This is a genomic window from Pseudomonas sp. LBUM1651, from assembly GCF_059716135.1.
The window spans coordinates 2,369,833-2,396,071 of the sequence record NZ_CP166805.1 but is presented as its reverse complement, the minus strand read 5'-3'; the positions used below and the strand labels follow the sequence as shown (position 1 = coordinate 2,396,071).

The following is a 26,239-nucleotide window of genomic DNA, read 5'->3' as shown; positions in this document are numbered from 1 at the left end:
GGGTTCACTTGACGTCGCAGTCGGAAGTGTCCAGGGAGCTTGCTGTTGCTTCTGCCGACTGCCTTCTCTTGATAATTGCGGGTACACCCACTGCCACCGAGTCATCCGGGACATCGGTCAGCACCACGGCATTGGCACCAATCACAACATTGTTACCAATGCGGATATTGCCCAGCACCTTGGCCCCGGTGCCGATATCAACGTTGTTGCCGATCACCGGGGCGATCGGCTCATTCACATTCTTCAGGCCCACGACCACGCCATTGCGGATCCGGCAATCATCGCCGAACTGCGCATACCCACTGATAATGATCCCGCCGAAATGATCGATGACAAAGTTGCGTCCGACCACGACTTCACAGGGCAGCTCGATGCCCGTGAGGATCTGCACCAGTTTGTAGAGCACTTTGTAGATTAAGGAGAGCAGCTTGCGCAACAGCGCAGGACGCACGCCGTAGCGCCAGCGTCCGAAGCGATAAACCAGCATCACCCAGAAACCCTGAGCCCCCCAATCACCCGCGTATGCACGCAAGTCCGCACGTATGTTTTCGAACATCAATGGCTCTACCGTGTTGGTTGGCTAGCGAATTTGGTCTCACGCAGCAGCGCCCAGGTGGCACGCGCATGCTGCCAGCACGCGCCGATGGCGACTCGGCCGCGACCTTTCAATAACGCCTTGAGCGCAAGAATCAGATCACCCAGGCACACCAGAAACATATGCAAGGCCAGACCGGACAGACCGTGGTGCTTGCGGAAATACAACAGCTCGCTTTCGATCTGCATTTTGGGTATCTGTCGACTGACCGCATTGAGCTCGACAACCGTCTTGGCACTTTCTCCGCCGATATGCACCACCGTGGTGTCCGGGTAGTAAACCACCTTCCAGCCGGCCTGCTTGACGCGCTTGCAGTGATCGACCTCCTCGTAATAAAGGAAGTAGCGCGGATCGAACAAACCCACCTGGTCGATGACTTCACGGCGGATCAGGTAATAGCAGCCAGGAACCCAGTCGCACTCACGGACCGAGGCGTGATCCCATTCCATGTCATCCACCCTCTTCACCACGGGGAAAAACCGTTCAAGCCCGGCACGCGAGAGGAACACATTCAGCGGCGTCGGAAAGTAGCGACACGAGGGTTGCAGATCGCCTTCCCGGCCAACCAGCCGAACGCCGAGGACACCGCAATCCGGATGAGCCTCCATGTAGTCGAGGGTTTTTTTCAGGGTATCGGCGGCAACGAAGGCATCGGTATTGATGAGCAACGCGTACTTGCCCTGCAGGTGTTCAACCAACTGATTGTTGGCACGGCCAAAGCCCACATTGTTTTCATTGGCCAGCAACAATGCCTCAGGGCAAACATTTTCCAGGCGCTCCAGGGAATTATCGGCAGAGGCATTGTCCACGACCAGATAGCGCGTCAGATCCGCACTGTCTGACTGGCGCAATGCATCAAACATCGGCTGTAACAGCTTCGCCGTGTTGTAGTTGACGACCAGCACATCAAGGGGAGTACGGGTCATTTTGGTGGTTCGCCAAAAAAGTACTGCACTCGCATGGCCGAAAGCTCCGATTCCACACTTGGATCATAGGAACCGGTGCGTTCTCTGATCATGTCCATCCACGGATAGTCGTTGCAACGCGTCTCGAATGTTTTCATCAGGTCTTCAACGGTACAAAAAAACCTCGCTGGATTGCCCCCGACCACGACACCAGGCGGCACATCTTTCCTGACAACAGCACCTGCGGCGACAATTGAACCCGGACCTATGGTCACGCACGGCATGATGATCGCACCATGCCCGATAAAACAGTTGTCACGGATGTCGACTGGTCCGACAGAATCAAGTTTTACGTTGTAGAGAGTGGAGAAGAAAACGGCTCCATCGTGACAGAACAGCGTGCAATCCGATAAAGCGATGTTGCTGCCGAGGCGCACCAGCGAAGGGTCAGCGATATTGCACCCGACATTGATCCACACATTGCTGCCGACGGAATGCAGCGATCCCCAGCGCGCCAGATATCGAGCCCACTCGAACCCGTCAGGATTACAAAACCGTTTAAAGATCCAGCGTCCCCGCCCCGTTTTGTTGACGTAATAACTTACAGCACGCCTTGCCAGCTTTATCATCCTGTCAGCCTCACAAATCCTGCGATTCTCATCCGTGCCAGAGCCAGATACACCCCGGTTTTTTTGATTGTAGTATCAGGAATATCTGCCCGCCGGGCCCGCTTGATGATTAAGATGATCTGCCAGCCTCAGGGCAAGCTGTATAAGAGGCATGGTCGGATTGCTCGCACCGGCTGTAGCGAAAACACTGCTGCCCGCCACGTAAAGATTGTCGGTGCCGAACACTTTGCAGTTCTCGTCGACCACGCCGGATTCAGGCGTCGAGGCCATTCGTGTAGTCCCCATATGATGCGCGTGGGGCGCCACTTTCAGTGGCACAGCCACGTCATAGACGTACTCATCCAGCTTGACGAAGCCCAGCCCCGTCTCGGCAAAACACTTCGCCACCTCCAGCCCTATTGACTTGATGGTATGCCTGTCTTCGGGGGCCAGCTCCCAATTGATGTTGACCTTGCGCATCCCCAATGCATCCCGTTCCTCGAGCAAAGTGAGGCGGCTGTTGCGGTTGGGAAACTGTTCGATAAGGGTGGTAATCACCCCATCCCCAGGGCAATTGAAGTGGGTAATAAAATCGATCTTGTGCGCCAAGCCGACATCGCAGGCGAGGTTCTCCAAAAAGACCTTGATGGCCGCCGTTCGCCCATAGGCCTGCACTTCCGCCAGAAGCGAAGCAGACACATTTCCTTTGCCTGACTGAAACTGCGCTACAAACGCATCGCTCGTGAAGTACTGTCGAGGCTCGGTACTCTGCCCCTCTCCCAGGATGAAAGTCCCCAGGTCGAGGTTCAGGTGCTCCATGAAACATCTGCCGACGAAGCCGTCCTTGCTGACGACACCGGCGGATGCCAGCGATTCACTGTTCATCAACTGCCTGGCATTCTCGATGGCGCCCGTTGCCAGAATGAACTGTTTTGCCGTCACTCGCTCTCGGTGCTTGTCGTAATCCGACACAACGACGGAGGCGATGCGGCCGGTCTTGCCATCAAACTCAAGATCGACGCAGTTGCAATTGATGAAGACATCAAGCCTCTCGGTCTCTTGGAGATCCCTGGCGTACTTCTGTGCAAATCGCGTCGGCGGGCTCAGCAGAAAACGATCCGCTACAAAGTCGTTGCCATCCATGGAGGCATTAATGGCCTTGAATCCCGAATCGGACGGGAGATCCACAATGGCCATGGCCGCTGGCAGATAACGATCGATCTCGGAAAACGCTATGGGCCAGCCGGGCAGTTCGATGGGAGGGGCCACGTCAAAATCTGACTTCTCGAAGGGGCGGCAACGCCCCGCCCAGTGATTGGACGTGCCGCCGAGAAAGCGCAGGCGTGTTTCTTCAGCGTAGACATTCATGCCTGTCGAGGTGCAGTTGTAGAGGGTTTGCGAGGGCTGCGAATATTCGAGCCCCCCGCCCTCAATGAGCAGCACGCGCCGACCACTCCCGGCCAGGCGCAACGCCAGCGTGATGCCCGCCGGCCCGGCCCCGATGATGCAGAAGTCATAGCGGTCGCGGAGTTCTTTCTGCGATTGGTAATCTTTGATCATGTTCGCGTTTGCCGAAAATACTGGGCAGGCAACACCCAGCCGTTGACGACGACAAACCCGTTTTTTTCAGAAGAAGGCGGAGCAAGGAGCGAGGACAATCCAAATGTCATCCCCCCCAGGCTCAATAAGGCAAACGCCTGGAGGAAGTCTCTGCGCCCCATCACAGAGGTATTCAAATCAAGTTCACTCATGATTCAAAGCCCCACGACATTAAGATTGCGTTTGTATTTTCAGCTACACATCAAACCCCATCACTCCCCCGAAGGGTGACGTTGCGTCAAGGCGTGAAAGCAGCAAGTGACCCCGTTCAAATCAAAGCCATTCGGCAATGCCCAGCACCAATTCCCCGCACAACACCCCGACCAGCAACATTGGCAGCACAACAAGCTCGCGTTTGAGATCGAACAGCCCCACACGACAGTTCACATAAACAATTAGCACAAGTGTAGGAAACGTATGCAGCGCAACACCCCAAATCGCATACTTCACGCCGCCCAAGGCCAGCAGCAGAGGCAGCAATACCCATAACGAGACGGCGCGAATGATGTTATCCATGGCCTGGTACTTCGTGAGCCCCAAGGCAAGCCAGGCTTGATGCGCCACGCCGTAGCGCAATGTGAAGAAAGACAGTGAAAGAATGGCCATCATGCTGCCGGCTTCGGCATAACGCTCATCGTATAACCAGTGGATGATCAGTGGGCTGATGACCCACAACAGTCCGGTGATAAACAGCAAGGCGATGTCGATAATCAGCCTGAAGCGGAAATACAAAGCGCGGAGCCGCACGATGTCATTGCTTCTTGCCGCCTCGCCGAAGGCTGGCAACGCGACGGCGCCGACCAGCCTCTGCACACCGAGTGTAATAGCCCCCAGAATCAGCACGGCAATGGAGTAGACACCCAGTTCGGCGGCCGACATGCTGCCGCCGAACCAGATGCGATCGCCATTCATCGCCAGTACGCCCACTGCCGAAGACAACAATATCCATCGGCCGAAGACGACCAGCTCCTGAAGCGCAGTACGATCCCACAGCAGACGATTAGGCGGGCCCTGAAACCAGAAATGCCCCAGAAGCGTACTGACCAGAGCGGAGATCAGACCCGCCCCCACCAGCGACCAGATAGACCGGGTGAAGTAACCGATAACCAGCATCACCAGCAGGCCGGCAATCTGGGACGCAAACTCGGCGAGCACGACTTTCTTTTGCTGGAATGCACGAACGGCCACGTCGACTTTTGTCGACTGAAAACCATAGATGACCGCGGACAAACCGGTAAGGGCCAACACCAGCGGCAACTCCGGTGCCGCATAGGTGGATTCGGGCGACCACAGATGGATGCCTTGCGCAAACCAGGCGAAGCCCGCGATCAGAAGTGTTGAGGCAAAAAGGACAAAACCGCGCACGATCTGCACGGTCCACACGGTATTGAGAAATACCGGGTCGTCACCCCGCGGGCTCTGGATAATGTTTTGGCGCAAACCGACATCGGAAAGCAAATGGAGGATCACCGAAACGGTGGTGGCGATGATCATGATGCCGAACATCTCCGGCATCAGCAGGCGAGCCATGATCAGGTTGCCGCCCAGGCGCATGGCTTGAGAGGTGACAAGTGCCCCGAGATTCCATGCCCCGGCGAATATCGCTCGCTTGCGCAGGCTCAACGATGGCGATAAATCAATTGAAGGCATAACATCAATCCCGGACTCTGTGGCACGAACGTTACTATAGCCGCAATCAGGCAATCCACTATGCTTCGCTCACCTTTCAATAAGTTCATGAATTCATGCCTGAGCACATTCGCGCGCTAATCGTCATTCTGGTTCTTGCCGGCACGGTTTTTACCCTTGCCCGCCAACCAGCAAAGGACCTGATCCCGTACAACGACTTCACCCGTCGCCGCAATCTGTGGTTCGTGTTGACCCTGCTGGTTTTTTTCGCGCACAGCTTCTGGGTGTATGCAGGCGTTGCCGCTGTGGTGCTGACAGTCGCACGAAAACGCGAGCGCAATCCCGTGGCGCTGTTCTTCATGTTGCTGTTTCTCGTCCCGCCGACGTCGGCGCAGATTCCCGGCCTGGGCGTGATCAACTATTTCTTTGATCTCAACCATATCCGCCTGCTGTCCCTGTGCGTCTTGCTTCCGGCGTTTTTCGTGCTGCGCAGGCAAGCGGACACGCTGCCTTTCGGACGCACCTGGCCTGACAAACTGTTGGCCGGCGGCCTTGCGCTGACGAGCCTGCTGCTGCTGCGCGAAACCACGCTCACCGACACGTTGCGCCAAACGGTCTACATGTTCATCGAAGTTTTTCTGCCTTACTACGTTGCCAGCCGGGCTTTGAAAAACCTCAGCGACTTCAAGGACGCCCTGTTGGCCTTTGTCCTCGCCGCCATGGTGTTGTCCATTATCGGGCTTTTCGAATTTGCCCGGAGCTGGCTGCTCTACAGTGCGCTGACGGACGCCCTGGGCATGCAATGGGAAATGTCCAGCTACTTGAGCCGTGGCGGTTCGTTGCGCGCCAGCGCCACCACTGGCCAGGCCATTGCGCTGGGGTTTGTCGTCAGCGTGGCCCTCGGCCTGTACCTGTTTTTGCGGGAAGGTGTGCGCAGCAAGTTCCAGCGACGCCTTGGCGCTCTCCTGCTGGCTGGCGGACTGTTCGCGCCGCTGTCGCGTGGCCCCTGGATCGGGGCCGTCGTCATGATCACAGCGTTCATCGCCACGGGTCGCGGCGCGGCCAAACGCTTGATGCTGCTGGCGCTCGCCGGCGTGCTCGCCCTTCCATTGCTGGCCATCGTGCCTGGCGGGCAAAAAATCCTGGACCTGCTACCGTTCATCGGCACGCTCGAAGTAGAGAACATCACGTACCGGCAACGTTTGTTCGATAACGCAATGATCGTTATCCAGCGCAATCCCTTGTTCGGCGCTTTCGACTTCCGCAGCACGCCGGAAATGCAGTCTATGATTCAGGGCCAGGGCATCATCGATATCGTGAACACCTACATCAACGTGGCGCTGCAGGTCGGGTTGATCGGGTTGACCCTGTTCGTGGCTTTTTTCGTCACTGTTCTGCTGGGCATCCGCAAGGCGATGCGTTCGTTTCCCGATAAAGACGATGAGACGCGCCGGCTCGGACGCGCACTCCTGGCGACACTGGTCGGGATTATGGTGACCATCGTGACGGTCAGCAGCATCACGTTTATCCCCGTGGTGTATTGGTCGGTGGCCGGGCTGGGTGTTGCCTATGCCCAGATGGCTCGCAAGCTCAAGCACAGTTCCACCGCAGTCACTGCGAGTGCCCACCTCCAACTCCGGTAATGCCAATGACCATTTTGCTTCGCCGCACTTCGATGCTGCTCCCGATTTTCCTGTGCATTGCGATCTGGCCATTCACGACCCGGGCGGCGGACTGGGTCGCCAGCGTGGATGACCGCACCGGGTTGCCCATGCTGGTGCACGGCGGCAATCCTGCCGTTGCCTCAAAGTTTGAGTTCTGGGAGAGCAACTGGGGCTGGACATCTTCTGCCAGCCGGTTCGAGGTCAATTCCCCCTATAAATACACCCTGACTGGCCAGAACAAAGCGCTGGACTTCGACCTGACGGCGCAGATTCAGAAGGAAGGCGAGCAGAAGCTGACCTGGGATTTTGACCTGGATGCACACAGCGTGAAGTCGGGGGTGATGGGTGGGGGTATAACCTTCAATTTCGACCCTGCCCTTTTCGACGGAGAGATGGGCAAGCCGGATTTGCTGCCCGGTAACCGCGGCTGGTCTTGGGGCACTGCGCAAGGTCGACGCATCGAGATGCGTTTTGAACCGGCATTGGCGAGTGTGTACTTTGAGCCTGGTAGTCAATCCGAGGTGCGGGCCTTTTTCTACAAGAATTCAATCAAGCCCGGTCGCCAGAGTGTCAAAGCCACCTTGAGCATATCCGGTGACGTGACGCTCGGCCCAACCACGACAGAACGCTTTGGCCTCACGGACCCGAAGAGCTGGCCAGATGACAAGGTCGACATCAAAACCTCTCCCGTCGATCTGTCCTTTCTCAACGCAAACGAAAAACCTGCCGGCAAGCGCGGCTTCGTCAAGGCATCCGGCGAGCAACTGCTGTTCGCGGACAACACCCCGGCGCGTTTCTGGGGCACCAACATCACGTCCTATGCACTGTTCCGAACGTCCGACGATGCAATCAAGCAGCAAGCCAAACGCCTGTCGGCACTGGGCTTCAATCTCGTGCGACTGCACCACCATGACTCGCCTTGGGTCAGCCCGAACATTTTTGGCGACCGCGACCAGACGCATGACACTCAGCAACTCAGCGCAGAATCGCTGAAAAAAATCGACTGGTGGATCAAGTGCCTGAAAGACGAAGGCATTTATGTATGGCTCGACATGCACGTCGAGCGAGCCCTTACGGCGAAAGACAACATTTTCGGCTTCGAAGAGTTGCCAAAAAACGAGCAGAACAACGCCAGTCTCAAGGGCTACGCGTATGTAAACATCACCATTCAGCAGGCAATGAAACGCTTCACCGAAGCCTACATGACCCATGTAAATCCCTTTACCGGCCTCGCCTATAAAGACGATCCGGCAATCGCCGCCGTCCTGATCACCAACGAAAACGACGTCACTCAACACTTTGGCAACGCCCTGTTGCGAGACAAGGGAGTCCCCAGGCACTGGGAGCTCTACAAGAACCGGGCCGATGCCTTTGCCAGCCAGCACAAGCTATCGGCAGGACTCACCTGGCGCTCGTGGGAGCATGGCCCCGCCAAGCTGTTCCTTAACGATCTGGAACAGAGTTTCAACACAGATATGATTCAGCATCTGCGCGGATTAGGCGTGAAGGTGCCCATTGCCACGACCAGCAGTTGGGGAGGCGACGGCCTGAGTTCCTTGCCGGCCCTGACTGCCGGCGACGTCATCGACGTTCACAGCTACGGCGGTGGTGGGCAGTTGGAGAAGAATCCGCTCACCAGCGAAGGCATCGTGGACTGGATTGCCGCCGGCCAGGTCACCGGCAAACCGCTGACCGTCACCGAGTGGAACAACGAACCGTTCCCGACACCCGACCGCCACTCGTTGCCACTCTATGTTGCCGGCACCGCCAGCCACCAGGGCTGGGACGCACTGATGCAATATGCCTACAGCCAGCAGCCGCTCGACGGCGGCTGGGTAACGGCGGACAATTGGCACGCCTACAAAGACCCTGCAATGTTGGCCACCCTGCCCGCCGCCGCCCTGCTCTATCGCCGCGCCGACGTCAGCGAAGCCAACACCACTTACGTCTTCGCACCGACGCCCGACACCCTGTTCAACAAACCCGTCTCACCGGCCAACTCGGCTTTGCTGCGTACGGCGATGGAGAAAGGCAAGCTGCAAATTGCCATGCCACAGACACCGGAACTGCCCTGGTTGCAGCCGGGTATTATTCCGAGCAATGCGCAGGTGTTTCATGACCCTGACCAGTCGTTGCTGGACGCCAATGCCAGTGAGTCCACGACCGATACGGGTGAACTGAAGCGCAACTGGAAACAAGGCATCTACACCATCAATACGCCGCGCACCCAGGCCGTCACAGGCTGGATCGGTGGCGAGTCGATCAGCCTGGGCAACATCCAGGTTCAAGTGAAGACCGCCAATGCCAGCGTGGTAGTGCAAAGCCTGGATGCCGCGCCTGTCGGTCGATCGCAGGATCTGCTGATTTCTCTGGGCACTCGCGCTATCCCCAAAGACGATGACAAAACACCTTTTTATGTCGAGCCGCTCGAAGGCACGCTCAGCATTCAGGGATCGCCAGGCTTGACGCTGTACACCCAAGGCACTCTGGCGCAAATGAAGAAGTTGCCCGCGACCTACCTTGACGGGCGCTACACGATCAAGTTCGACGGCGTGCAGGCCTTCAATTGGTTGTTTTTGAGAAAAAGCGCTGCACACTGACGGTACAATCCGGGTTTGCGCAGCAACAGTTTCCAGGAGGACAGGATGAATTTTTTGGTGGTCGGCGGCGCAGGTTATATCGGCTCGCACATGGTCAAGCATCTGCTGCGCGCAGGTCACGAGCTGGTGGTGGCCGACAATTTTTCCACGGGGTATCGCGACGCCTTGACGGGCGGAACACTGGTTGAACTGGACATCGCCGACGCGCAAGCCCTGGACACCTTGTTTGCCACGCACCACTTCGATGCCGTGTTCCACTTCGCCTCGTTCATACAGGTTGGCGAATCCGTCACCGAGCCGGCCAAGTATTACCAGAACAACCTGGCCGCCACACTGACCCTGCTACAAGCCATGGTTCGCGCGAACGTCAAGCGCTTCATCTTTTCCTCGACTGCCGCCGTTTATGGCAACCCGGTGTATGTGCCCATCGACGAAGAACATCCCAAGGCGGCGATCAATCCTTATGGTCGCAGCAAGTGGATGGTGGAACAGATGCTTGAAGATTTCGATCGCGCGTACGGGCTGAAGTCGGTTTGCCTGCGCTACTTCAACGCCGCCGGAGCAGACCCTGAAGGACAGCTGGGTGAACGCCATGAACCGGAAACCCACCTGCTGCCATTGATCCTGCAAGCCGCCTCCGGCCGGCGCGCGAGCATCACCGTCTATGGCCGCGATTACGACACGCCTGACGGCACGTGCATTCGCGACTACGTCCACGTGGCCGATCTGGCGGCCGCTCACGCACTGGCCGTGGATTACCTGTTGGCCGGGGGTGCAAGCACGGCGTTCAACCTCGGCAATGGCCAGGGATTCTCGGTACAAGAAGTGATAGACACTGCGCGCAGGGTCACTGGCCAGGCGATCACTGTCAGCGATGCGCCGCGCCGTGCCGGTGATCCACCACGTCTGGTGGCCGATCCTCAACGGGCGTACACGCTACTTGGCTGGCAACCGCAATTTGCCTCGCTGGAACAGATCGTGACGCACGCCTGGAGCTGGGAAAAGAAGCATCCCTGGCACTGAAGTCGGCGCTCGCCAATAGCGCCGACCGCTTGAGCATAACGCGCTAGTAGTACGAGCGGTTTTGCGGCTCGGCTTTGTTCAGCACGGTGCCAATCAGATTGGAGGTCCCCAGATGGTGAAGGCTTTCCTCGATCTCTTTCCTGCTGTTCATGCCGTTGGCAACCACGAGCAGGACGCAGTCGAATTTAGGCAGGACGGTAATGACATCGTCCGAACTCAAGATGGGCGGCAAATCGAAAATCACGATTCGCGAGTTGTAGCGTTCGCGTAAATCACTGATCAAGTGGCTCACCTTGGGCGATGACAGCACCTCGGTGGAGAGAGGAATCGCCTTGCGGGTCGGCAGGACTACAAAGCGTGGCAAGGTCGGGTTAACCAGAACCTCTTGCAGATCCGCTTCATCGGCCAGGTATTCATTGAGCGATTTCTCCATCGACAGCCCCAGGCAGGCACCCACGGTCGGACGGCGCAAGTCGAAATCCACCAGTAATGCCGTCTTGGTGGTGTGATGAGCGATGCTCATTGCCAGGTTGATCGCCAGTACCGTCTTGCCGGCCTCCGGTGTCGGCGAGGTGATGGCGAGCGTGCGCCAGCCATTTTCCTCCATGACTTTCAGAACTTGCGTGCGCAGCAGATCGAACGCCCCGCCCATATTCGAATTCTTGTTGTACGCCACAATGCGATTGCGCTCGAGGTGATCCGGTCGCAAAGGGACAACTTTGGTTTGCACATAACTGAGCGCATTCAGACCTGAAGATTGCGCGGTGGGTGTCATGGCTTTTGACGAGTTCTTGGGCTCGGTGTTTTCGGTATCGGGCTTGATAATTTCCATGTCTATGTTCCTTATGCAAACCGGCCCAGCGTTTTATACGCCAGCTGATCCAGAGGCATGTAGAGGAAGTGCACGAGCACCAAAAGGATCGCGAACAGCACGATTCCACACACGATCAGGCGCGTTCGCCACTTCTTGCGGCGCTCCAGTTCGGCCATGGTGTGAATGTAGGGAATGGAAACCAGTACGCGTCTGCCGAGCACACTGGCCAGGGCTTCAGCCCCGCGCACGCGCGAACTCATCATCTCGAGCAGCATCACCAGTGCGCCAGCGCCCACCGGGGCCAGCACGAAGCCCATGGCGACCACTTTCTTACGGTTCGGCCGTACCGGTTTTTCAGGCATCAGCGGCGACTCGAGGAGCACAAAACGCTCCGCCTTGTTTTCCTGTTCCAGGCTTTCGGAAATTCTCGCGTTCATCTCTTTGGCGCGCATCTCCTCATATTTCTTTTTCGCGTTGTCATGGTCGCGCATCAGCGTGATCAGGCCGCGCTCGACTTGAGGTATTTCAATAATCCGCGCTTGGTAGTCGGATATTTTCTGGGCCGTCTGCTGCTTCTGATCGGCCAGTGACTTGATACGTGCCTCGGTGGCGGCGATCCGCGCCTGAGCCTTCGCTTCATCCATATTGACGGGCACTGCCGCGCTCCCCGCCACCGCCTTGTTCGCCTCAAGTGCCGCTATCTTGCGTTTCACGGCACGCACATCGGGGTGGGCTTCGGTATACAGCGTCAGCAAACGGACGTACTCCGCCTTGAGGCTGCCCAGATTCTGCGGTTTGTCAGCGGCTGCACCCACCGCTCCAGGCTTGGTCGCTACGCCGGTTTTGGCAGCGGTAAGCTCCAACTCGTTGAAACGCAATTCCTCACGGGCAGCCTTGTAGTCACGGTCGACCTCTTTGAGATCGTTTTCGGCGCGCGTCAACATGTTCGTGAGCAATTCCCGATTCTCGGGCAGCGCATCGCTGTGCTCCTCCTTGAATTTCGCCACGCGACTGTCCTGGGCATTCAGTGCAACCTCGAGCTTGTCTGCCTCCTGCTTTGCGAACTCTGTGTTTTCATTGGCGCGCTCGGTGCGCTGCCTGATGTTTTCATTGAGGAACAGCGTCACCAGCTCGTTGGCCACTTGGGTGGCAATCTCTGGCTGGCGGTGCTCAAAGGAAAGGCGAAACGCAATCGTCACCTCCCCGCGCCCCTTGATCGCGGCGCTGACCAGGGTGACGCCAATCGCATTGCGCATTTCATCGATTTTCTCGGAAACGCTCAAGTGCCGGCCTTGAGTAGAGAACAAATTGTATTTGTCGATGATCGCGGCCAGATTCTCTCGGGTCATCACACGCTGGCGAATGACTTCGATGCGCTCATCGGCAAAGGTGCCGTTGTTTGCCGCGACCAGCTCAGGCGAGATCTGCTGCGACTCGATCAGAATCGTGCCAGAGGACTCAAAAGTGGGCGGGAGTGACATCGCGACCGCAATGCTGATGCCAAGTATCGCCGCGCAACTGACGATCAACAGCACCGCGTGGTGCTTGATGATTGCAATGTAGTCGTTGACCGACATTTCGTATTCAGTAGTCATAGATCATCACAAAGCTGAATTTCAGAGACCGGGGTAACTATAAGTCAAGGTCAACCCGACGACATTTGCGCTGGCATCCGGCAAGCTGTCCTGCTTGCGTTCTTTGTAAGTGAAGAATAGGCGGGCATTCCAAAAAGGCGAGAGTTCCTGACTGACCCAGGCGCTGTAATTGACCAGGGTATTCGGCGTCTGCCCCTTGGTGTCTTGCCAGGAAGCATCAAGACCGGTGCGTCGGGTTTCATCGATGAGGTAACTCACGGAGCCCTTCAGGTTATCGGTCTCGACGAACCCACCGTCCCCGCTGGCGACGGTGCTGCGGCTGGCGTCGAAGCTGGTTTCAAAGCGCTCGCCGGTATACTGCAAGGTCAACCCGCCTTCGCCGGTGGGACCGTCACCCGTGCCGGAGACTTGATTGACGCCCGCGTACAACGATCCCTTCAATGCCTCGGAGACCTGGAAATTCAGGCCAACCGTGGGGGTGTAGTTATTCGAGGAAGTCGCCGCGGTTCCCTCCGCCGGCTCATAACGCCTCGCGCCAATACGGGTGAACAGCTCGACCCGCTCGCTCCATGCATAGGTCAAGCTGAAGCGGCTTGCCAACTCGTCATAGTCGATCAGGGTAGGAATGTCGTAAGTGACATGAGTGTAGTCAGTTTCGTTGAGCAGGGTGGTTCGCTCGCTGAGCGCAGTACGCCAGTTGCCACCCACGGTATAAAGTTTTTGCGTGCCGTCGGAAGCCACCACGCCGGTTTCCTGAACCTCGGTGGAAAGCGTTGAGCTCTCTTGATAGCGGGCCGTGAGTCCATAACCACCGGTTTCGGTCTCGCGCTGCCACCCGAACCTTAATCTGGGGTCTTCACGGTCCGACACGATGTCCGTATCGGACGAACGCACGACATTCACCCCGAGACCGAACTGGAACTCATCCCGTCCGGAAGTGCCGATCAGCGTGTAATCGGGGGTGATGATGGTACGGGTCACCCCCTTCTCATCACTCGTCAGCAACAGTGGGTTGCTGTCGTACTCGACAGTCGAGGGCACCGCGATTGCTGATTGCCAGGTAGCCGCATAGGCCATACCCGAGCACGGCAGGATGAGGATTGCCGTGGCAATCCCGGTGGTTCGCAACGCAAGCAAAGTAATCCCTAGTGCATCGCGCAAGGCTAAGGCACGACCAGCGTATCGCCGGCCTTAAGTAGAAAATTGGTGGACATGTCATCCCCGGACATCAACTCGTCGTAGTCGACACGCAGGATTTGTTGTTTGGACCCATTGATTCGCACGACCTTGATGTCATTCTTGGCGGCGAATTTGTCGAGTCCACCCGCCATGCTCAAAACCTGCAGCACTGACGTTTGACCTGATAAATGGACAATGCCGGGCTTCAACACTTTGCCCTGCACGTACACGAGATTGCCTTCGGTGCCCGTGACAACGACGCTCACCTGCGGATCGGGTATGAACTTTACAAGCTTGGCGGCTATTTTCTCTTCGACTGCGGTGGTATCGAGCCCCGCGACGTCGACCCGCCCCGCCAGCGGGAAGGTGATGCTTCCATTGGGAAGAACGATCACATCCTGTTTGAGCTTGTCTTCGCCCCAAACAGAAACATTGAGCTTGTCACCCGGACTCAACAGGTAAGCAGCATCGCTTTCAACGGCACTGGAAATGCTGGGCAGGACAGCCAGCGCGCAGACCACAGGTAACCAGAAACGCAACATCGGGATCCCTCCGTCTAAATAGCCTTGCCAGGAGTTTCACACAAAAACCGAGGCAAATCACGCTCGCAATTTTTGTCGCTCGGTAACCTCTCAACGAGCATTTTTTCGCGGCTGGCGGCGGCCATTTTTCGTCGGCCCGACGTATCAATTACCTGCAGGGCGACCTCTAGTGAAGGAAGTTTTTTATTTAACAGTAACTTGTCGTTAAACATATTGCCCCCGATGCTTACTCGCCAAATTAATAGCACTCTGTTCAATAGAGACCGTCATTCAGCCAATACATCGCCAACCACTGACACATCAAACAGATATCAACCACTAGTATCAATGCGCCATTTAATCGACAGCAAAATCAAACCGCTAGTTACACCTTCCGCCGGTTGGCGACCATGACAAAACCGAACAATGCGGACGAAAACAACCAGGCTGCAGCAGACAGCGGAACTGCATTGGGTTGATTGGTGAACGCGTCAACTCCCCCACTCAATACTTTAGCCTGCGCATCTAAATCTGCTGTGAACTTGTCAGTGTTTAGTTGCGCCATTAATCCGTCGCAGGAAGAACTATTGACGGTAGCACCCACCTTGACGACAGAATTGATAAGGCTGTTGAGTTGATCTTTAGCAGTATCAACGGAAGAAGTATCGCTGAGCGAAACTGGCGCGCCAAGTTCGCTTGCAACAGTAGAAGGGGCGCCAGCCTGCCCTTCGGCGGTCGTGCCCACTTTTGGCCCAGACGCTGCACAAAAATCGGCTATGCGGTTAATTTCATGGGCCAAATTGGTCGCGTGAGCGGTGGCAATGGCCGCACCATTAAAGAGCACACAGAACAAAACGGATTTGAGAACCAGTGATGAACGCATGATGACCGCCTCCCTGCCTACAGGGTTTTCCTGATATCGAATGAAGGATTCGTTACCCAGTTGCTTGGAGCCTATAAGCACATCGCCATTACGTCAATGGTCCGTCACCACAATAAATAAAAATAAAATTCTACGGAGAATGGCGTCAAAATAACGCCAATAAATGCCATTCAATCCGACCCTCTCTATTCATATGAAACGGCTCAAGCGTGGGCATTGGGCCCTTTTTGAAGGTTTGAAAAACCTGTTCCGTACCCCGCCGAAAGGCCGGCGACAAAAAACTATCGCAGCGTCCCGTTGCGCATCCATTCTCGCGGACTGACGCCTGTCTTGCGCCGAAACGCCCGAGCCAGCGCCGAAGGACTTTCATAGCCCACCTCATCGGCAATCAGGGCGATGGACTTACCCTCACGCAAACGCTTCTGCGCCAGACTGATGCGCCAGCTCACCAGATAATCAACCGGAGTCTGCCCCACTACCTGACGGAAGTGCCCGGCGAAGCTGGCCCGGGACATGTTGGCCGCCGCTGACAACTCAGCCACGGTCCAGGCTTTACCGGGGGTGTCATGCATCAGGCTCAATGAGCGCGCCAGGCGCGGGTCGGCCAGGCCTGCCATCATGCCGGGACTCTGCTGATGGTGAGTCAACAGGTGCCGTAGCAACTGGATCACCAGCACTTCGAACAAGCGGTCCATCATCGCTTCGCGACCGCAAATGCCGCCGAAGGCTTCGTGGAACAGCCAGTCCAGCGTGCCGGTCATGCTCGGTATTTCGTCGAGCCCCAGCACCAGGTAATCGGGCAAGGCGGCCGCCAGCGCATTGCCCGCACCGCCATCGAAGGTCAGTGAGGCGCACACCAGTTGTGTGTCGGACGTTTCTGCGGCAAACAAGCGATGACGGAATGGCCGGGGGAAAAAAATCAAGGTGGGCTTGTTGATCTGGATGTCGCGCTCATCGGCCAGTTTAAGGGTCAGGTCACCGTTCTTAAGCAAATGAAGATGCCCACACGCCTGCTCACCGTCAAAACCCGTGGTGCCACAGAACGTGCCGCTGTGGAAGGTTCCGGCACTGACGCCGAAATGGCTGAGCAACGTAGACAAGCGATCCATTGGCAGGCTCCCGAGGGCAAATCTGGACGATCTGTCGCATATCCTCGACGATTTGCATCCAATAGACCAGCACCCATCAATAACATGGACTCCGTACCCAGCGCACACCGCGCAGTCATCTACGGAGATCCCTCATGAGCCGCATCAATACCCTGAGTCTTGAACACGCCACCGACACCACCCGCCCGCTGCTGGAAGGTGTGCAGAAAAAAATCGGCTTTCTGCCCAATGTCTTCAAGACGCTGGCCCATGCACCTGCGGTGCTTGCGTCTTATCTGCAACAGTCGGCGACCCTCGGTAAAACGTCCCTGAGTGCCACCGAGAAAGAAGCGATCTTCCTCGCCACCTCTCAGGTGAATGGTTGCGACTACTGCCTGGCGGCCCACACCCTGTTTGCCGGCAAGGCCGGGTTGTCTGCGCAAGACATCCTCAGCGCCCGCGACGGCCAGCTCAATGCGTTCGCCACCCTCGCCCGACAAATCACCGAAAGCCGGGGCCACTTGAGCAGCGAGCAGATCGAAGCGGCGCGGGCAGCCGGCATCGACGACAGCAAGATTGTCGAAGTGATCGGCCATGTGGCGTCGCAGACCCTGACCAATTACCTCAACAACGTTGCCCTGACCGAGATCGATTTTCCGGCGATCGATGCTTGAACAGGGCCTTCAATTCGGGAGTACCGCTTATGAACACCGTGACGCTCTATACCACCGACACCTGCCCTTATTGCCGCAACGCCAAAACACTGCTGGCCAGCCGGTGCATTGCAGCCCAGGAATTCAACGTGCAATCGGAACCGGGGAGATTCCAGGAGATGCTCAGCCGAAGCGGTCGACGCAGCGTGCCGCAGATTTTTATCGGTGACACGCATGTCGGCGGTTTTGACGACCTGGTCAAACTTGATCGTCAGGGAGGCTTGTTGTCGATGCTGGCCTGAGGGTGAGGCGACGGGTTTTTTGATGGTGTGCATATCCGTTGTTGCGGTAACGGCGGCTATTGGTTCCGCCCTTACGGCGGGTTACTTGGAAAAGCGCCAAGTAACCAAGTGCTTTCGCCCCTGACGTACGGCCTTCCGACGGGGCAGATCAAGATCAAAAGCCAGATCAACAGCCAAAGCGAGGCGGCCTGATAGCCGACCTGATGTGCATCAAGATCATCGGCGGTGAACACCCATGTCATGCCCGCCAAAAATCCCCTGTGGGAGCTAGCCTGCTAGCGATGGACGTCCAGACACAGCATTCATTCAGACCGCACGCGTTATCGTTAACGTCCATCGCTAGCAGGCTAGCTCCCACAGGGGAAATGCATACACACGAAGAGCCAGGTCGGCCCGCAGGCCGCCTCGCGCTGCTGTGGCGGTACTCGCCCCCTCGAGAGGCCGAGTGGAGGTTCTGCGCAGTGGGCAACCCGGCATGGATGCCGGGTTAGCCGCCCCCGGCCATGGATGGCCGATGGCGGCGGGCCCACGGAGCAGGACCGGAACGAGGGCATGGCGAGCCTTAGCGAGCCACCGAACGAAAGGGGCAAGAGCCCTTGGTTACTTGGGGCTTTTCCAAGTGACTCGCCGTAAGGGCGAAACCGCCAGCCGCCATTACCGAAGAAACGGATATGCCCCCCAATCCCACCCGCCAAAGGCCGTTACCGCAGAAACGGATATGTACCCAAACGCCAAAACGCCCCACCTTTGACGCCGCCCTCGAGACACCGGTCATCCCTATGGGCAAACCCGCACAGCGCGCTCTATGATTGAGCCCATGACAACCTCGCTGCCGATCCGCCAACCCTGCCCGCCCGGTGCCTGCATCTGCGAGCGTGAACCGCTGCTGGAAACACCCGGCGCGGACCTGCGCATCCTGTTTCTGACCCGCACCGAGGAAAAGCGCCTGATCGAACGCCTGGAAAATCTCCAGAGCCTGAGCGACCTCGAACGGCTGCAGCAACGGATGTACGAGCAACTGGGCATCCGGGTAGAAATCGTCCCCGGTTTCAACGAAGTCCGCACCATGCGCGGTATCGCCATCACCATCGCCGAACTGCCGGGACTGTGCCGCAAAACCCGCCAGGCGATTCCCACCGCCATTCGCCGCGGCTTGGAGAAACGTCCGGAAATCGCCTACGAACTGCTCAATGCCAACGACCTGTTGCGAGATGCCTGACGGTCAGGCTCCTCGATCAATTCCAGATTCAATAAAAGAGGATCAGCGGTCATACGCGAACCGCCGCGCGATGCTATGCCTTCTCATGGGAGCAATCGCTTCAGCCCTGTCAGGAAGACACGGGAAACAGGCGTGGCCGTGGTTCCGGCGCCAGCCAGGCGCGCGAAGAGCAACAGGTGCCAGTCCGTAGCAGGAGGTGGCAAATGTTATTCATGGTCAGTTGGTCGATCAGTCCGCAAAACCGTAACACCGTGATCAAGCGTTTCCTCGAGACCAAAGGGGCACCGCCCTCAGGCGTCAAGATGCTGGGGCGCTGGCACGCCGTCGGTGGCTCGAGCGGTTTTGGCATCGCAGAAACCGATGATGTCGTACAGATTCAAAAGTGGGTGCTGCAATGGAATGACCTGATGAACATGGAGGTTCATGCGGCACTCACCGATGAGCAGGCGGGGCCGCTGCTGGCGGCGGCTCTCGGCAAGCAATAGTCGTTCGGGGCGGCGAGTGCTGCTCGCCGCCCGGCACCTGTCAGCGCTTCCAGCACTCTGAATAACGCGCGCACACCCCGTACTGCCGATCCATTTGCGCCATCCGGTCGAGGTGGTGGTTGATGGTTTCGAGCAGCAGGTTCTGGCTGGTCTGGACGTAAAACTTCGTCATCGTCTTGCGCTCCTCGGACGCTACAAAGTGCGTGGGCCTGGACGCCTTGTCCTCAGGGTGTGCCCATTGTTCCAGTTGATGATCCGTCAGGCGTTGCAGGCGCAGACGGTATTTGTCGCTGTAACGCTTGTACGTTTCCGCTTTGTTTCCCGCCGCTTCTTCATCAAAGGCAATGAGGTTCTGGCGGTACAGGGCCCAGTAATCGTCCGGCAGGGTAATGCCCAGCTTCGCCTTGCGTTCGGCAATCAGCTTATCGAGCTTTTCCGGCGTGAAGCGCGCGCTGCTGTCCTTGGCCGGGTCCGGCTTCATGTCCGCGATGGTCGCACTGTCGAAGATCTGGTCGATCAACATCACCCGACGGGGCGTGTCGGGCAACACGGGCGGAAGCGTCGGGAATGCCGTGCCGCGACCGACACAGGCAGGCAGGCCCTTGTCCATGACCGGCATCGGCAACCGCACGTCGCGGCCATCGATTCGCTTCAGCTGATTCAACAGCACGCCGCAACGGCCGTCGCGCAGATTCAGCGTCACCTCGTATTCGGCATTGTGCTCGGGTGTCAGGCTCAAACTGGTGACACACACCCAGTTGCTGCCACTCGTGCCGAGGTGCAGGTAATTATCCTGATCGGGTTTGACCTTGATCTCCAGATAGCCCCTGGCATCGGCCGGTGGCGCGACACTCATGCCCACCCGACGCTCGGTATCACGCGAGTACAGGTTGTTGAGTTCACCGGTGACTCGCCCCTCACAATGCTCCGGATCGTAGTAGTAGAGCTTCGCATTGCTGGTGTTGGCGATGAAGCGCACCTTGGCGGCGTCGGGCTCGGTGGCATCGGTGTAAGTGTCTTTGACGGCGCAGCCGCTGAGCAGAGCGGACAAAAGCGTCGCGACAGCAATGGCGCGTGTGGAGCGATTGGAGGAAACCGGCATTGGATCGTCCCTGACGCGCGAAGGCTATGGAAAGCGCGCGATGCTACTAAAGGGCCACCACCCTGTCCATCGCACAAATCAGAGCGTATCGATCCGGCAGAAAAGGCTACTTCTTCATCCCCACCCGCCGTCGCATCTCGGCGGTGATCGCCTGTTTTGTTTTCTTCAGGTCGGCCCAAGGCTCGTCGCCCACCTCGGCCAGGCGCTCATGCACATTGTGCACGTTCCACTGATTGCCGCCCTTGAGCCCGGCGACCTCCTCACGAAAGATCGGCACCGACACCGGAAGCCCTTCGCGGGTGCGCGCGGCGTAAGCACATATGGTGGTGGCGCCGAGGCCGTTGCGCAGGTAATCGATGAAGATCCGCCCGACCCGGTTTTTCGGCCCCGACACCGCGGAAAACCGCTCCGGCAACAGCTTGGCCATGTGGCTGACGATGGCGTGGCTGAAATCCTTCACTTCATCCCAGCCGAGCTTGCGGGTCAGCGGCACCACGAGGTGAATGCCTTTGCCGCCGCTGGTCTTGAGGAAGGCCTTGAGTCCCAGTTCATCCAGCACCGACAGCGTCAGTTGAGTCGCCTCGACCATGCTTTTCCACGGCAATGCCGGGTCCGGGTCGAGGTCGAGAACGAAGCGGTCGGGCTTGTCGAGGTTGTCCGACGTGGCGTTCCAGGTGTGCAACTCCACGGTGCTCATCTGCACGGCGCCGATCAGTGCTTCGGCGCTGTTGATGATCATGATCGGCTGGCCGGTGAGTTCCTTGTCGAGTGTGGTGATCCCCGGAATGGCCAGGCGTTCGGCGTTCTTCTGGAAAAACAATTCACCGGCAATACCGTCCGGCGCACGAACCAGCGCCACGGGTCGGTCCTTCAATTCGGGCAGAATCCTTTCGGCGACGCGGGCGTAATACTCCGCCAGTTGCACTTTGGTGGTGCCGCTGCTGGCGTCGATGACCCGGTCCGGGTGAGTGATCCGCACCTTGCCCTCGCCCAGACCGAGTTGTGACGGCGCCGGCGCGGCTATTTCCGAGGCTTTCCTTTGGCGGGTGGCAGGTTTTTCTGCCGTGCTTTTCTTCACCACTTTCGGGCGCTCCTCGGTGATGTCTTCGGCCGGTTTGTCGTCGCGCAGCCCGTGGAATACGGCATGGCGAACCGAGCCTTCCTTGGTCATTTCCGCAAAGGCAATTTCAGCCAGCAGAACGGGTTTGAGCCAGTGCACACCTTTGGCGTCAAAACCGGTCGGTGGATTGACCACTGACGGCTTCTTGGTCTGCAACGGTTTCAGTTGTTCGTAAATGCTTTTAAGCGTTGTCTCGTTGAAACCGGTGCCGACTTTGCCGGCGTAACGCAGCTCACCGCTGTCCCGGTCATGCAGCCCCAGCAGCAACGCGCCAAACGCATTGCGCGAACCTTTCGGATCGGTATAGCCGACCACCACAAACTCTTGTCGATGTTTGCACTTGAGCTTGATCCAGTCGCTGCTGCGACGCGACACGTAAGGCGAGCCCAAGCGTTTGCCGATCAGCCCTTCCATTTGCATCTGGCAGGCGCTGTTGAGCAAGGCTTCCGGTTCTTCGGCGAACGCGTCGGAGAACCGCAGCAACGGGTCTTCATTCGGTTTGAGCACCGTTGCCAACGCGACCCGTCGCTCTTCGACCGGCACCTCGCGCAGGTCCACGCCATTGAGGTAAGGCATGTCGAACAGGTAGTAAAGAATGTTACCGCTGCGCCCAGAGTCGAAGGCGTTTTGCAGCGCTTGAAAGTCCGGCACGCCCTGCTCGTTGGCAACCACCATCTCACCGTCGAGCCAGGCGGATTCAAGTTGCAGCGACGCCAGAGCTTCGGCTTGTTTAGGCAGTTTGTGGGTCCAGTCGTGACCGTTGCGGGTGAAGAGTTTGACCTCGCCATGGTCGATGCGAGCCATGATCCGATAGCCGTCGAACTTGATCTCATAGCTCCACTCGCCGTCCGGGGCTTTTTCGACCAGCGTCGCCAGTTCGGGTTTGATCAGGTCCGGCAATTTCGCTTTATGCGCGCCGGTGAGTTGCGCCGACGGTTGTTTAGCCGTGGCTTTGCGTGCCGGTTTTTTGATGGGTTTGGGCTTGTCCGCTGCTTTCGGTTTTTTCGCAACGATGGTCCGGTCACTGAGCACACTGTCCGGCTCGGCCGCGACCACGTCGTAATCGCTTTCGGGTTTGGCCGCGCTGTCCTGATGCTTGATCAGGAACCACTGCTCCTGCTTGCCCGGCATGTGCGTGCGCACCAGGTTCCACAGACCGCCAAGCTTCTCGCCCTGCAGTTCGAATTTGAGCTTGCCTTTTGCGTAGGCCTTGGCCGGGTCTTCCTGCGGAATCCACACACCACGATCCCAGACAATCACGTCACCGGCACCGTAATGCCCTTCAGGAATGCTGCCCTCGAACGTGGCGTAATCAATCGGGTGGTCTTCGACATGCACCGCCAGGCGCTTGACCTTGGGGTCCAGCGACGGGCCTTTCGGCACCGCCCAACTCTTCAGCGCGCCATCGAGCTCCAGGCGAAAGTCATAATGCAGGCGCGAGGCGTCATGTTTCTGGATGCAGAACTGCAAGGCGTGATCTTTCGCGGCTTTCTTGCCCGAATGTTTGGCGGCCGGTTCAGAGGTCGCCGAGAAGTCGCGCATGCGGTTGTAGTCATCCAGATTCTTGTTCATGGCTCACTCACCTGTGGCTGATTCAACGCTTCCCCCGATGCCCGGAGCGAGCCGCGTAACGATCAGCGCGACCACTGCAATCCGCTCCACCCTTTGGTAGCCCGGCATCAACAGTTCTTCGCCGAACACGTCGGGATCGATCTCGCGATAGGTCCAGCCGAACCGTGCCGAATCCAGGTACGGCGCCAACGCGGCGAGAAACGGATCGCAGCCGTCGACCATCGCCACTCCGGTGTACAACACCAGCGAACCGCCAGCGGTCAGTCGGTTCAGCGCCTGCTCGACAATGCGCACCGACAATTGCGCGCCAAGCGCCCCACCGCCGTGGCGATAGGCACGCTCGGCCGGGTCGGCCATGTAGGGCGGATTGGCGACGATCAGGTCGAATGTACCGTCGACATCCTGCAGCACATCACTGGCTTCGATGCTGACGTTGGTCACTTCGGCGAGCGCGGCGTTCACAGCCGTCAGGCGTAGCGCCGCCGGGTTGATGTCGACCGCCAGCACCTCGGCCTCACGGCGTGCGCGGGCGATCACGATGGCGCCGACGCCAGCGCCGCAGCCGATGTCCACGGCGCGTCTTATCGGCGCGAAGCTTTGTTGCAGATGGGTGTGAATCAACTGGGCAAAACGGTAGGTATCCGGGCCAAAGAACACCGCGTCGGCCGCGTCCGTGGGGAATCCGGAATGCACGAACAGCAGGTCGTCGAGGCTCGACCAGCGTACGTGGCTTTTCAGCCGGCCATTGCTCTCTTCGAGAACGCCCGCCCGTTGCAATTGCCGCTGTTCGTCCGCTGATAACAGACCCGGTTCGAACGGCCGCGACCAACCGAACACCTCGCGCAGGGTCCGGGCACTTTGGCCGAACGCGCGGTCATTAACCCGCTGATGGGTCAGCGGTGTCGGCGTGACAAAGCGGTAACCGTCCGCCTGCAAGCGGCGCCCCAATTGCAGCAAGGCCAGATCCGCAGCACCCAGTTGTTCTTCCGGATTCATGCCGTGCTCCTTATCGAAGGCTCGATTTGAGTTCGATGAATCGCCGCGTGGCCATCAGGCCGGCAGGATGGGCGTGTCGATGGGCGGACAGCCACGGAATCAACACCGGCATCTGCTCGGCGACGGACAATCCATCCAATGCGGTTTGCAGACTCTGGATATCCGGGTCGCTGGCGGGCAACGCCGGTTCGGCCGCGCCACTGCTTTCGCGGCGAGCCGCGGGTGTTAAACGCTCCGTCCAGTCACCCGAGATCCAGTCGTGCAGCAGTTGCTTTTCATAAGGGCTGAACACACCGAACATGGCCGCGCCGTCGCCCTCGATCAACTGCCAGAAGCGGCTTTCCTGCGGATCCTGATGACGTTTGATCCAGCCCTTGTTTTCCAGGGCAGCGAGAAAACCTGGCAACTGCTCCGGCGATGACAGCCATTGATTGACGGTCTTGCCCTCGAACCGGCAGTAGTCGGAATGCATGTGCTGGCCGAACGGGCGTTTGCGTTCCAGCATGCTCAACACTTCAGCGGAAAGGTCAAACGACTCGATGATCGCGCGACTGCCCTGCCCCAGGTCATTGAGCCGATAACCCAGCGCGACCCTGCGCAAAAAATCAACGCGATCGCCTTCGATCGGCAACAGTTGCAGCACCGATTGCACGGCTTTTTGCGCGTGCCCGGTGCTGGCGTTGTCGATGGTCACGTGCAGGGTGAAGTAATACGGATCAATGCCCAGTTCGCTGAGCTCGTAAGCACTGATCAGCAAGTGCAGTGGCAACTGTTCGTAGCCGAGGTTATAGCCGATCACCTCTGGCAAAAAATCGTCGGCGCATTCACCCAGCGCCAGTTGTATCGCGCCTTGCAGGTAATGCTCGTCGGAGATGACGCCGCAGTCCAGGCCCAGTTCGGCCAGAAGTTTGCGGTAGATCACCACATGATTCTGCGCCGGGTTGCCATCGCCCAACTCTTCCAGATAGGTGCAGATCAGCCCTTCGAAACGCGGGTCGCGCCAGTGCTGCAACAGGCCGTACAACCAGGCACCGTCCACCAGCTTGGTAGGGCTGACGGCTTGCAGGAAGAACAGCGCGTGCGCTTTGTTGCTGAAGAACTGCCGCGGTCCGCCTTCCTTGCGAGCGCTCAGATAATCAGCGTATTGGCGCGCCACTTCGGTGCTGTGCTGTTCGACGAAAGTTTGCAGGGCCGATAGATCTTCCGGCATCTCTTCGGGCAGGTCTGCGGCCCGTTGCAGTTGTGCTTCCAGGAATGTTTTGCCGAGTGCGCGGCGTTGCTCGGTGTCGTCGCCCAGCAGCAGTTGCTCATAGCACTGCTTCAGGCTGCCGGCAGTCGGGATGGCGTGCTCGTGGGCAGGCCGGGATTCGAGTCGTGTCAGGGCAGTCATGGGCGCATCTCTCGGTCTGTGGCCAGTGGCAGGACGCTGAATCAGCACGTCTCTACTTCAGCAGAGCGATTTGCCCGGAGAAAAATTCAATCGGGGTTGAAATTGCCCTGACAGACGGCCTTGCGCCGCGCACCCGACGCGGGCTCGAGTGAATATACTCAACCGGGTGTGGACTCATCCTCGGGAGAGCAATCATGCGAACGGTTCACGTCATCGGATCTGGAAAAACCCCCAGACCGGTCAATGTCGTGGGTGAGGCGATCACGATTCTCGCGGGCGGTGATCTGAGCAAACCCTTTGAGGTGCATATCCAGGAAGGCGTGCAGGGAGGCGGCCCGCCACCGCACTTTCATCCCTGGGATGAGGCGTTCTACGTGATTGACGGGCAGGTGCAAGTGACGGTCGAGGGCGCCTCCACCACCGTCTCGGCCGGCGGTTACGTGCATATTCCCGGTGGGTCCATCCATGCCTACAAGAACATCAGCGCCACGGCGAAGATGATCGGCGTGGTGTCTGATCCACGGGGCGGCCAGTTCTTTGCGGCAGTGGACCGGCTCAGGGTGCCGGAGGATTTGCCGCAAATACTGGCGATTGCCGAAGCGCACGGGGTGACGTTTTTACTACCGAAATTACCGTAACTCCTGTAGGAGCCAGGCTTGCCGGCGAAGGCGTACTGACATGCGCTTTCGCCGGCAAG

The 26,239-nt window shown here is 58.2% G+C and carries 24 protein-coding genes; 8 read left to right on the top strand and 16 right to left on the bottom strand.

Features of this window, described 5'->3' with window-relative positions; translation table 11 throughout:
• Nucleotides 1–4 precede the first annotated feature (4 nt).
• The 6 genes from ACA066_RS11085 to ACA066_RS11060 form a co-directional block, all read right to left on the bottom strand.
• On the bottom strand, nt 5–556 hold the full coding sequence (locus ACA066_RS11085; RefSeq protein ID WP_497699235.1) for a serine O-acetyltransferase: 552 nt from the start codon (nt 554–556) through the stop codon (nt 5–7).
• Nucleotides 557–564: 8 nt separating this feature from the next.
• Nucleotides 565–1,521 carry a glycosyltransferase family 2 protein gene (locus ACA066_RS11080; RefSeq protein ID WP_497699234.1) on the bottom strand — a complete coding sequence of 319 codons (957 nt, stop codon included), beginning with the start codon at nt 1,519–1,521 and terminating at the stop codon, nt 565–567.
• Complete coding sequence (locus ACA066_RS11075) at nt 1,518–2,129, bottom strand: acyltransferase (RefSeq protein ID WP_497699233.1); 612 nt, start codon at nt 2,127–2,129, stop codon at nt 1,518–1,520. The genes ACA066_RS11080 and ACA066_RS11075 overlap by 4 nt, the downstream gene beginning before the upstream one ends.
• Nucleotides 2,130–2,204: 75 nt before the next feature.
• Nucleotides 2,205–3,668 carry a GMC oxidoreductase gene (locus ACA066_RS11070; protein WP_497699232.1) on the bottom strand — a complete coding sequence of 488 codons (1,464 nt, stop codon included), beginning with the start codon at nt 3,666–3,668 and terminating at the stop codon, nt 2,205–2,207.
• Nucleotides 3,665–3,859: a hypothetical protein gene (locus ACA066_RS11065; protein ID WP_214382488.1), complete on the bottom strand. Its 195-nt coding sequence runs from the start codon at nt 3,857–3,859 to the stop codon at nt 3,665–3,667. Before ACA066_RS11065 ends, ACA066_RS11070 begins: the two co-directional genes overlap by 4 nt.
• A gap of 121 nt (nt 3,860–3,980) precedes the next feature.
• A complete protein-coding gene (locus ACA066_RS11060; protein WP_497699231.1) occupies nt 3,981–5,357 on the bottom strand; it encodes an oligosaccharide flippase family protein in 1,377 nt (458 codons plus the stop codon).
• Between the two features lie 95 nt (nt 5,358–5,452).
• On the opposite strand from ACA066_RS11060, the gene ACA066_RS11055 reads away from it, so the two are divergent.
• The 3 genes from ACA066_RS11055 to galE are packed head-to-tail and all read left to right on the top strand — an operon-like array spanning nt 5,453 to nt 10,623.
• Entirely contained in the window at nt 5,453–6,979 is a 1,527-nt protein-coding gene (locus tag ACA066_RS11055; protein WP_497699230.1) for an O-antigen ligase family protein, read from the top strand.
• 5 nt (nt 6,980–6,984) lie between these two features.
• Nucleotides 6,985–9,600 carry a glycosyl hydrolase family 5 gene (locus tag ACA066_RS11050; RefSeq protein ID WP_497699229.1) on the top strand — a complete coding sequence of 872 codons (2,616 nt, stop codon included), beginning with the start codon at nt 6,985–6,987 and terminating at the stop codon, nt 9,598–9,600.
• Nucleotides 9,601–9,645: 45 nt separating this feature from the next.
• Nucleotides 9,646–10,623, top strand: a complete 978-nt coding sequence (galE, locus tag ACA066_RS11045) for a UDP-glucose 4-epimerase GalE (RefSeq protein WP_497699228.1) — start codon at nt 9,646–9,648, stop codon at nt 10,621–10,623.
• 43 nt (nt 10,624–10,666) lie between these two features.
• Here galE and ACA066_RS11040 read toward each other — a convergent pair whose 3' ends face one another.
• From ACA066_RS11040 to ACA066_RS11015, 6 genes are all read right to left on the bottom strand, one after another.
• On the bottom strand, nt 10,667–11,398 hold the full coding sequence (locus ACA066_RS11040) for a CpsD/CapB family tyrosine-protein kinase (RefSeq protein WP_497699851.1): 732 nt from the start codon (nt 11,396–11,398) through the stop codon (nt 10,667–10,669).
• A 68-nt stretch (nt 11,399–11,466) separates the two neighbouring features.
• Entirely contained in the window at nt 11,467–13,032 is a 1,566-nt protein-coding gene (locus ACA066_RS11035) for a GumC family protein (protein ID WP_497699227.1), read from the bottom strand.
• A 21-nt stretch (nt 13,033–13,053) separates the two neighbouring features.
• Nucleotides 13,054–14,169 (bottom strand): hypothetical protein, encoded by a 1,116-nt coding sequence (locus tag ACA066_RS11030; RefSeq protein WP_497699850.1) that lies wholly within the window; start codon nt 14,167–14,169, stop codon nt 13,054–13,056.
• A 26-nt stretch (nt 14,170–14,195) separates the two neighbouring features.
• Nucleotides 14,196–14,753, bottom strand: coding sequence for a polysaccharide biosynthesis/export family protein (locus ACA066_RS11025; RefSeq protein ID WP_497699226.1), 558 nt, complete (start codon nt 14,751–14,753; stop codon nt 14,196–14,198).
• Between the two features lie 364 nt (nt 14,754–15,117).
• A complete protein-coding gene (locus tag ACA066_RS11020) occupies nt 15,118–15,615 on the bottom strand; it encodes a hypothetical protein (RefSeq protein ID WP_497699225.1) in 498 nt (165 codons plus the stop codon).
• A gap of 281 nt (nt 15,616–15,896) precedes the next feature.
• A complete protein-coding gene (locus ACA066_RS11015) occupies nt 15,897–16,724 on the bottom strand; it encodes an AraC family transcriptional regulator (RefSeq protein ID WP_497699224.1) in 828 nt (275 codons plus the stop codon).
• Between the two features lie 134 nt (nt 16,725–16,858).
• Between ACA066_RS11015 and ACA066_RS11010 the strand changes: the two genes are divergently transcribed.
• The 4 genes from ACA066_RS11010 to ACA066_RS10995 all read left to right on the top strand — a co-directional run bounded on the left by ACA066_RS11010 (nt 16,859) and on the right by ACA066_RS10995 (nt 19,362).
• Nucleotides 16,859–17,377, top strand: a complete 519-nt coding sequence (locus tag ACA066_RS11010) for a carboxymuconolactone decarboxylase family protein (protein WP_497699223.1) — start codon at nt 16,859–16,861, stop codon at nt 17,375–17,377.
• A 29-nt stretch (nt 17,378–17,406) separates the two neighbouring features.
• Complete coding sequence (gene grxC / locus ACA066_RS11005) at nt 17,407–17,658, top strand: glutaredoxin 3 (RefSeq protein WP_497699222.1); 252 nt, start codon at nt 17,407–17,409, stop codon at nt 17,656–17,658.
• 817 nt (nt 17,659–18,475) lie between these two features.
• Entirely contained in the window at nt 18,476–18,877 is a 402-nt protein-coding gene (locus tag ACA066_RS11000; RefSeq protein ID WP_497699221.1) for a hypothetical protein, read from the top strand.
• Between the two features lie 203 nt (nt 18,878–19,080).
• The gene (locus ACA066_RS10995; protein ID WP_497699220.1) at nt 19,081–19,362 is read left to right on the top strand and encodes a DUF3303 domain-containing protein; all 282 of its coding nucleotides are present in this window, start codon (nt 19,081–19,083) and stop codon (nt 19,360–19,362) included.
• A gap of 40 nt (nt 19,363–19,402) precedes the next feature.
• On the opposite strand, the gene ACA066_RS10990 is transcribed toward ACA066_RS10995, so the two are convergent.
• The 4 genes from ACA066_RS10990 to ACA066_RS10975 all read right to left on the bottom strand — a co-directional run bounded on the left by ACA066_RS10990 (nt 19,403) and on the right by ACA066_RS10975 (nt 25,542).
• Nucleotides 19,403–20,464 (bottom strand): hypothetical protein, encoded by a 1,062-nt coding sequence (locus ACA066_RS10990; protein ID WP_497699219.1) that lies wholly within the window; start codon nt 20,462–20,464, stop codon nt 19,403–19,405.
• Between the two features lie 106 nt (nt 20,465–20,570).
• The gene (gene ligD, locus ACA066_RS10985) at nt 20,571–23,156 is read right to left on the bottom strand and encodes a DNA ligase D (RefSeq protein ID WP_497699218.1); all 2,586 of its coding nucleotides are present in this window, start codon (nt 23,154–23,156) and stop codon (nt 20,571–20,573) included.
• A 3-nt stretch (nt 23,157–23,159) separates the two neighbouring features.
• Entirely contained in the window at nt 23,160–24,152 is a 993-nt protein-coding gene (locus ACA066_RS10980; RefSeq protein ID WP_497699217.1) for a methyltransferase, read from the bottom strand.
• Nucleotides 24,153–24,162: 10 nt separating this feature from the next.
• Nucleotides 24,163–25,542 (bottom strand): iron-containing redox enzyme family protein, encoded by a 1,380-nt coding sequence (locus ACA066_RS10975; protein ID WP_497699216.1) that lies wholly within the window; start codon nt 25,540–25,542, stop codon nt 24,163–24,165.
• A 194-nt stretch (nt 25,543–25,736) separates the two neighbouring features.
• On the opposite strand from ACA066_RS10975, the gene ACA066_RS10970 reads away from it, so the two are divergent.
• The gene (locus ACA066_RS10970) at nt 25,737–26,180 is read left to right on the top strand and encodes a cupin domain-containing protein (RefSeq protein WP_497699215.1); all 444 of its coding nucleotides are present in this window, start codon (nt 25,737–25,739) and stop codon (nt 26,178–26,180) included.
• The last annotated feature ends 59 nt before the right edge of the window (nt 26,181–26,239 follow it).